The organism is Corallococcus sp. 4LFB (assembly GCF_046520365.1).
GTDB classification, from domain to species: domain Bacteria; phylum Myxococcota; class Myxococcia; order Myxococcales; family Myxococcaceae; genus Corallococcus; species Corallococcus caeni.
This window is the reverse complement of sequence record NZ_JBKGHJ010001106.1, coordinates 1-929: the sequence shown is the minus strand read 5'-3', so window position 1 is coordinate 929 and position 929 is coordinate 1. Positions and strand designations below refer to the sequence as shown.

Below are 929 nucleotides of genomic sequence, written 5' to 3'. Positions count from 1 at the left end.
CGCGGGCTCGCACAGGGCCGTCACCTGCTCGCCCAGCGCGCGCGCCTCCTGGAGCAGCGTGCGCAGGGCGTCGTCCACCTCGGACATCAGCACGCGGGACTCGTCCCGGCGCGTGGCCGCGAGCGCGCGGCGCAGCTCCGCGAAGAGGCCCCGGCGCCCGTCGCGCCCGTGCAGCCGCTCCGTGAGGCGCAGGAAGGCCAGGTCCGACAGCTCCACCGTGAGCGCGGTGGTGGCCACGTCCTCCAACTCGTGCGCTTCGTCCAGCACCAGGTGGTCCAGGCGCCCGTAGCGCGCGGGCCACGCGAACGCGAGCGACTGATTGATGACCAGCACGTCCGCCTCGCGCGCCTGCGCCACCGCCGAGTGGTAGAAGCACTTGTTGTGATGCGGGCAGCGCTCGCCCAGCGTCGTCGCCGCCTCCGAGCGCACCGACGGCACCAGCCCGTGCATCCCCGGGAAGCGCTCGCGGAACCAGTGGCTCAGCCGGTCCAGGTCCCCATCCAGGCTGCGGCGCAGGTACGCGCGCACGTAGGCCCGGGGCGCCCGCGCCGAATGGTTCATCCCCGGCTCCACGCGCGTGGCCTCCAGCGCGCGGCGGCGGCACAGGTAGTTCGTCTGTCCCTTGAGCAGCGCGTAGCCGAACGCGCCGCCCGTGGCCTGGTGCAGCCGGGGCAGGTCCTTCTCCAGCAGCTGGTCCTGGAGCGTCTTCGTGTGCGGCGCCACGCCCACCTTCAGCCCGTTGCGAGCGGCGAACAGCGCCGCGGGCGTGAGGTACGCCAGCGACTTGCCCGTGCCCGTGCCGGCCTCCACCGCCACCTGCCCGCCGTCCGACAGCGTGCGCGCCACCGCCTGCGCCATCTCCAGCTGCGCGGGCCGGGACAGGAACCCGCCCCCGCGCTCCAGCGCGCCGCCGGGCCCCAGCACCTGCG

General features: G+C 75.0%; 1 protein-coding gene. It reads right to left on the bottom strand.

Annotated features, from left to right (window positions below; genetic code table 11):
* Nucleotides 1–929, bottom strand: a 929-nt coding sequence (locus ACLEQD_RS44345) for an ATP-dependent DNA helicase (RefSeq protein ID WP_410391924.1), incomplete at both ends; no start/stop codon positions are given.